Origin of the sequence: Geobacillus sp. WSUCF-018B (assembly GCF_002809985.1) — a bacterium.
Classification (GTDB): Bacteria; Bacillota; Bacilli; order Bacillales; family Anoxybacillaceae; genus Geobacillus; species Geobacillus thermophilus.
Genome location: NZ_PIJF01000083.1, coordinates 1 through 6,362, shown reverse-complemented (window position 1 = coordinate 6,362; position 6,362 = coordinate 1). Strand labels below are relative to the sequence as shown.

Genomic DNA, 6,362 nt, shown 5'->3' with positions numbered 1-6,362 from the left:
GTACATGCCTATATTATAACCGATATTCAGCTGTTTTAAAAGTTAAAATAAACAAGTCGTGTGCCTATGAAATTCAGTGTTTTTTTCTAGGATCCGCATCGCGAAATCTTTGATATAACAGCATTTTGGCCATTTTCATTTGCCTAAAATGGCCTCAAAACTGTCGAACTCGGGTTATGTAAACCAGACGATTTGGAGAAATCGTCAAACGTCCAAATCGTTGATATATCAACATCGCACTTTAGTTTATGAAAGTAAAATAACGCTGCACACCTATGCTCTTTTTTAGCCGTTTTGGGACCGTGCGGAAGCTGCATGGAACCAAACAAGAAAAAGACGGACAGTATCGATACCGTTCGTCTTTTTCTCTCCAATCCATATCGTTGCTTCGGTGACGGCCGCGTTGATCTTTCCAAAATGGAAATGAATTTATCGCTTTTTGATATCTTTCACCCTTTCCCCAGAACTTTTCGGCCGCTTTGGAGAAGGTTTTTTATCCTGTTGGAATTGTTCCTGGGAGACGATAAAATCTGCTCTCTCCCCGCTTTTTTGGGTCATCTCCTTATAAGAAGCAGATTGTACTTTCGCTTCGAGAATTTCGCGCGGGTATGGCGTCTGTTCAAAAGAAATCTCTTTTTTCCACTCTCTTCTCCCACGGTGAAGTTGTATTTTTGGCAACACGATTTCAAACTTATTCGCTTTCGACATTTTCGCTTCTATTAACGAGAAAATCGCCGCAAACGCTGCAATGGCGTACCAATTTTTCCATGCAAAGGTCGAGCCATTTAATCCCACTCCATCCAGCAACGCAATTATGACCGGATAATCATCGATTATCATCCGTACTAGCGCATAAAACAAACAAAGAAGCAAATATCCCGTAACCGCCCACTTCAAATAGCGGGTATCTATTTTTTTCAAATACGTAACTAAAAAGGCGATAATGGAGATATAAAATAAATGCACCACATCGGTTCCATATGTCCACATTCTCCATAACATATACCCTAATACAAATAAAGTATAGGCAATGGAAACCGATATTTGCCCATTATCTCTCGCCCCTGTCCGCATAGCTCCTGTAATGAAAAAGTAAAAAATAGTGATCATTGACAAAAACATGAGATAGTCATCGGGCAGATCGTGCCATGCGGAATAGACCAAGAAGAAGACAAACACCCATGAAATATGAAACAAAATTCTTTCCATCTTCTCTCCCCTTTGTAATTAACTGAATAATAAAAAAAATCCAACCAAAAATAAAAGCTACTTTAGTTCGCCCGTCTCAATTTATTTTTTCGCGCCCATTCTTGAATGTGTTTTAATTTTTCTCCCATTGTCTGGCTCAATGGGCTTGTTTGGTCGATTTCTCTCAACAAATACCACATTTCTAACGTTCTTTGGTCATAGGCCGCTTGAAAAATGCTTTCGTTAATGACTGCCTCGATTTCACTGCCAGAAAATCCTTCTGTTTTTTCCGCAAGCAGATCTAGATTAAACTTCTCTGGTTGATATCCTTTTTTCTTTAAATGAATGGCAAAAATCTCTTTCCGCTCTTGTTTTTTCGGCAGATCGATAAAGAAAATTTCGTCAAATCTCCCTTTGCGCATAATCTCTGGAGGAAGATGTTCAATATTGTTTGCCGTAGCTACGACAAAAACCGGAGCCTTTTTTTCTTGCAGCCACGTAAGCAAAGTAGATAAAATTCGCTTACTAACTTCGTGGGTATTGATGCCAGCCGGATCTGGGATCGCTTTATCGATTTCATCAATAAATAAAACGCAAGGGGAAATGTTTTCCGCCAGTTGAATCGCTTTGCGGATATTTTCTTCGCTTTCTCCGAGCCATTTGCTCATCAACGCCCCGATATCTAAACGAAGCATCGGAAATTCCAGAAAGTTGGCGATCGCTTTTGCCGTGTAACTTTTCCCGCATCCTTGCACTCCTGTCATTAACAGTCCTTTAGGCAAATTTAATCCGTATTTTTTGCGAATCACTTCATTGTAAGCAATTTTTCGTTTTTTCACCCAATCAATTAGCGGCTTCAGCCCTCCAATTTCATTTAATGACACGTCTGGCTCGTAATACTCCAGCAATCCTTGTTTTTCAACAATTTGCCGCTTTTCACCGGCAACCGTTTTCGGTTCGATTTTCCCATTATTTCGCAACATCGATTTGATATAGGCGTTAAAAATCTCGGTTTCTGTTAACCCTAGCGACGCATTAATAAGTCGCTCCTTTTCTTCTCGATCCATCCGATAACGACTGTTGGTTTTCTTCATAATAATGTCAATCATCTCTGCGATTTCGTTCCGCCCAGGCAGCCCAAAGCGCACCACATGAATCAATTTATTTAATTCTAACGGGATCTCCGCCTTTGGAGCGGTAATGGCAATATGCTTGTAAATACAATGATCGACATCGGAATAACGCTTCCATGAAAACTCCTTCGTCATCGGCACTGTAATATGCAATACCGTATCTTTTAATTCGAGCAACAATTCTTTATTTTGAAAGAAAATATGCAAATCATGGAGAACGAAGATCGCGTTGTGTGGGTATTCTTTAATTTTTTTGAACATCTGAAAGGGATTCCGTATATCCTCCTTGTGAATCGTTTCCGCTTCCAACACTAGTCCGCTAGAATAGTTCCATGTAAACACATCGTATTGCAATGAATCTTGTTTGGCAATCCAATGAAACGTCTCCACGACTGGACGTTCATCTTCTGTCACGACATACAAAAGGGGATATCCTGCCGAAATGACACCCTTCAGCTCTTCCTTTGCCGCTTGATAACTCATTCAAGCCACTCCCCCTTTCATTATCCCTATACTAACATTTTAGCACAAATTTTCCAATATCGTTACTGTGAATCTTCGTTATACCGCATATTCCATCTGTCGCAGCCATAAGCAACAAAAATATCGAACCCTATCAACCGTGTTTTCATACATTTTCCCATCACCGCCACGCAATCGTTCCCTAAAAACTTTTGTGATTTCCGCCACCTTCGCACCTCATTATCGTTTCCCCCGTTTCGCAAAGCGAGCAGGTTGTTTCAATCCTCTAAACGAGGTCTTCCTTTTAAAAGAGCACCTTCTTTACCATTGATTTTCTAGGGCGGCAAGGGGCGTTTTTGCACACCCCCGCGAACCCCGCAAAAAATAAATTGTTGTTATGTAAACTTGACTGTTTGAACAAAAACGTCAAACGTTCAAACCCTTGATATATCAGCATCGCACTTTAGTTTGTGAAAGCAAAATGGCGCTGCACACCTATGCCCTTTTTTGGCCGTTTTTGGACCGTGCAGAAATAAAATGAAAGACTTGCCCGCCTATTGGCATGTACTCGAATACTTGATGTAACATTATCTCTTACACACATCTTTTCCCTCTTTAATCAACTCCTACGTAAACAGCTAAGTACCGAAACTCTCCATGCTTTTCATTGCGAACGGTTGAGTAATGATGCCATTGCATTTTATACATTCCTTTTAGGACAATCGGTTCTTCACGGTTTTTTGTCGTTCCCGCTGACGCATGTTCCAGCCACTTCAGCTCTCCCGTTAAAATGCTGTTTTCATGGATTCGAAAATAACTGTCCACCGTATTGGATCTGGTTGGCTTGCTCCAATACAAATGGTCATTGGTTAATAGAATCGCAATTCCTTGGACATTTTCTCTCCCTGTGGCAAGCTTTTCAAGTTTCTCGACTTGTTTAAGAAAATCATAACGACCAATGTCTTGAGCACCGTGATGTTTTAATTCTATAGATTGATTGTTTTGCTTAATGGCCAGTCTGGCGAGCTTATTCATTAAATATATCGCGTATTGTTGCCCGCCATTCGGGTCTTCTACCCAAAGGTCGACTACATATCCATGAAAATGCTTATTATTCATCACGCGAAACTTTTCTTGAAGCTGAAATTTTAATGCATCTTTCAATGCTTCCTTTGAAGAAAAGAATGGATGTTTTTGTGATAACACTTTCATTTCCTCATGAATAGAAAACATGGTTATTCCTCTCCCTACACGTTTTCTAAATCTCAGAGCAAATAGGCTACCTTCCAGACGTTTTGCGCTAACAGAGGGAAAATCAGCGAATCGCTTGCGTAAATTTACATTTCGGATAGTTGCTGCAGCTTTTGAATTTCCCATATTTTCCTCTTTTGACTACAAGAGCGCCGCCGCATTTCGGGCAGCGGTTTTGCTGGATATGTTGTTCCGTCCGTTTTTGCTTTGTTCGAATCGTTTGCACGTGCCGCTTTTTCATTTCTTTTTCTTGCTGTTTGTTTTTGACAAGCACTGTTTCTAATTTTTGAGTCAACAGTTGTTTTGTTTCTCTATCGATCACTTTTGTTTGGTGCTGCTCGAGCACTTGTTTCAACTGTTTAGGATAAACTACGTAAGCATGAACGAAATGAGTATCTGATTTAAACTTTGCCCGCGGCAGAAACACGACAACCGAGTGAATCGGAATATGCGAGAACGCTTCCCCAAGCCAGTCTCTTAACGCCTTGATATGCCCTTTATTCTGCAAAATAGGATTAAGAAATTTTTCTTTTCGTTTATAAATCACTTGCGTCCAATATTTTGATGTTTCATCTCCAAAAATCCAGCCGCTGTAATTTTTCGTTTCAATGACAAACAGGCCTTGATCGGAAAGGATAATATGATCCATTTGCGAAGTGGAGCCATCCTGTTTAGGAATATACAGGTTATGAAAAGCTTTGTATTTTCCAGATGATGTTGCTTCTATCTTTTTGATTGCTTTACGGACTTTATATTCTCCATACGATCCCATCCATTCTGCTTCTTTCGACTTGATCTATCTTGCCAATAAGGCAAGCAAGCATAAAAGAAGCAGCGTATAAAAAAGATTCGCATTCATCCGCTTCCCCCTCCCTTTGTCATAGATATAAAGACTTGGTTAATCTGATTCTATCAATTTTTGTAAAAATATGTTGTCGAATATTGTCAAGTGCATAAAAAAAAGCAGAAGCCTTTATGGCTTCCGCCTTAGCCAACGGGGATCGAATATAGCGAACAGCTCCCGCCCTACACCTTTTTCTCTCCGTTTGTCTTTCCTTGTCTATATAATCCGGTTATACTGTTTAGTGAGGAGGTGAATAAGGTGGAACAACAAACGATGTTAAAAGAAATTTTAAAGGCTCTCGATCTGTATGCATCTGACTTTCGCTCGCAAATCGCTGCATTAAACGAAAAAATCGAAACAATGGACAAAAAAGTCGAAACATTAGACAAAAAAGTTGAAGCAATAGATAAAAAAGTCGAAGCGATGAATGGTGAATTTAAATCAATCACTCCAAAAATCACACCAATTCACCAAAAACACCAAAAAACAACAAATGACAACAGAAATAAAAAATCCCTTGAAACCTTGTGGCTCAAGAGATTTCACTCGATGATTCCGACTGGGCTCGAACCAGCGACCTCCACCCTGTCAATCGCGTTTTCTAAAAATAATCTAATTTTATTGAGTAAATTAGATGCAAAGAAGTTTGATTTATCAAGGTTTTTTAGCTGTTGAAAATTAACTTAGTTCATTAAGTTTAACTCAAAAAAATAATTACGTTAGCAAATGTGTTAGCAAGAAAGTGAGTATGTGGTCTGTTATAACGAATATGAGTAGTACAGTTATAACAGAATGATAAAAACAGCATTTAATGAGTGTACCATAGTTATTCACCAACTATTTTTTCGTGTGAACGTAGATAAAACTGGAACAAGAAAATCATCAGTATCTACAACATGGCTAAAAAACGAAAGAATGATTTTTTCACAAAATAAATTGGTCACATATTAAGCACAACTGTATCCTTTGTTTCCTCCTAACAGTTATCGAGACATTGTGGACCGTTGCAAGCTAGACGTTAAATATAAAGATTAATTCACAAAAATTGATTACGAACTGGATGGACCTTCTCATTTTACACTAGAAGGTATAGCGTATGACGAGAGAAGAGATATGTATATTCAAAGTCAAGGTTACCATATTATTCGAGTACCTTTCTTCTTGATGTATGATTCTGAATGGCGAAAATATGTAGGAAATATAGTGGTTTATTTAACCTCTCTAGTTAGGCAGCAAGATTCGAATAAGTAAATTAATATTATCTGCAGGAATCTGATACCTTCATCATACATTTTTCACCAAAAAAATGTAACCGACAAGTAAATTTGAAATAATAGTGAGGGCCTTTATAGAAATTTCCGGAAGATGTCTCCCACTTTACATAGACCTGAATCCGTGACAAAACATCTTTACAATGGTCGCAAACCGTTGATACGATAAGGGAAAACGACGTTGACGATTCTTCATCAAGTAGGTGATATGAT

General features: G+C 38.9%; 5 protein-coding genes. 1 reads left to right on the top strand and 4 read right to left on the bottom strand.

The window, feature by feature from the left end; all coding sequences use genetic code 11:
- Positions 1-429: 429 nt before the first annotated feature.
- The 4 genes from CV944_RS16045 to CV944_RS16030 form a co-directional block, all read right to left on the bottom strand.
- A complete protein-coding gene (locus CV944_RS16045) occupies positions 430-1,209 on the bottom strand; it encodes a hypothetical protein (RefSeq protein ID WP_100664522.1) in 780 nt (259 codons plus the stop codon).
- Positions 1,210-1,271: 62 nt separating this feature from the next.
- Complete coding sequence (locus tag CV944_RS16040) at positions 1,272-2,630, bottom strand: AAA family ATPase (RefSeq protein ID WP_158236225.1); 1,359 nt, start codon at positions 2,628-2,630, stop codon at positions 1,272-1,274.
- Between the two features lie 768 nt (positions 2,631-3,398).
- Positions 3,399-4,160, bottom strand: a complete 762-nt coding sequence (locus CV944_RS16035; protein WP_233205101.1) for a hypothetical protein — start codon at positions 4,158-4,160, stop codon at positions 3,399-3,401.
- Positions 4,099-4,806 (bottom strand): NERD domain-containing protein, encoded by a 708-nt coding sequence (locus CV944_RS16030; RefSeq protein WP_233205087.1) that lies wholly within the window; start codon positions 4,804-4,806, stop codon positions 4,099-4,101. Before CV944_RS16030 ends, CV944_RS16035 begins: the two co-directional genes overlap by 62 nt.
- 330 nt (positions 4,807-5,136) lie before the next feature.
- On the opposite strand from CV944_RS16030, the gene CV944_RS17755 reads away from it, so the two are divergent.
- Positions 5,137-5,553, top strand: a complete 417-nt coding sequence (locus CV944_RS17755; protein ID WP_233205078.1) for a hypothetical protein — start codon at positions 5,137-5,139, stop codon at positions 5,551-5,553.
- Positions 5,554-6,362: the final 809 nt, after the last annotated feature.

Bases quoted from the DNA above. Each gene is read 5' to 3' on its own strand.
- CV944_RS16030 (WP_233205087.1), bottom strand. From the start codon at position 4,806: ATGGGATCGTATGGAGAATATAAAGTCCGTAAAGCAATCAAAAAGATA.
- CV944_RS16035 (WP_233205101.1), bottom strand. From the start codon at position 4,160: ATGGGAAATTCAAAAGCTGCAGCAACTATCCGAAATGTAAATTTACGC.
- CV944_RS16045 (WP_100664522.1), bottom strand. From the start codon at position 1,209: ATGGAAAGAATTTTGTTTCATATTTCATGGGTGTTTGTCTTCTTCTTG.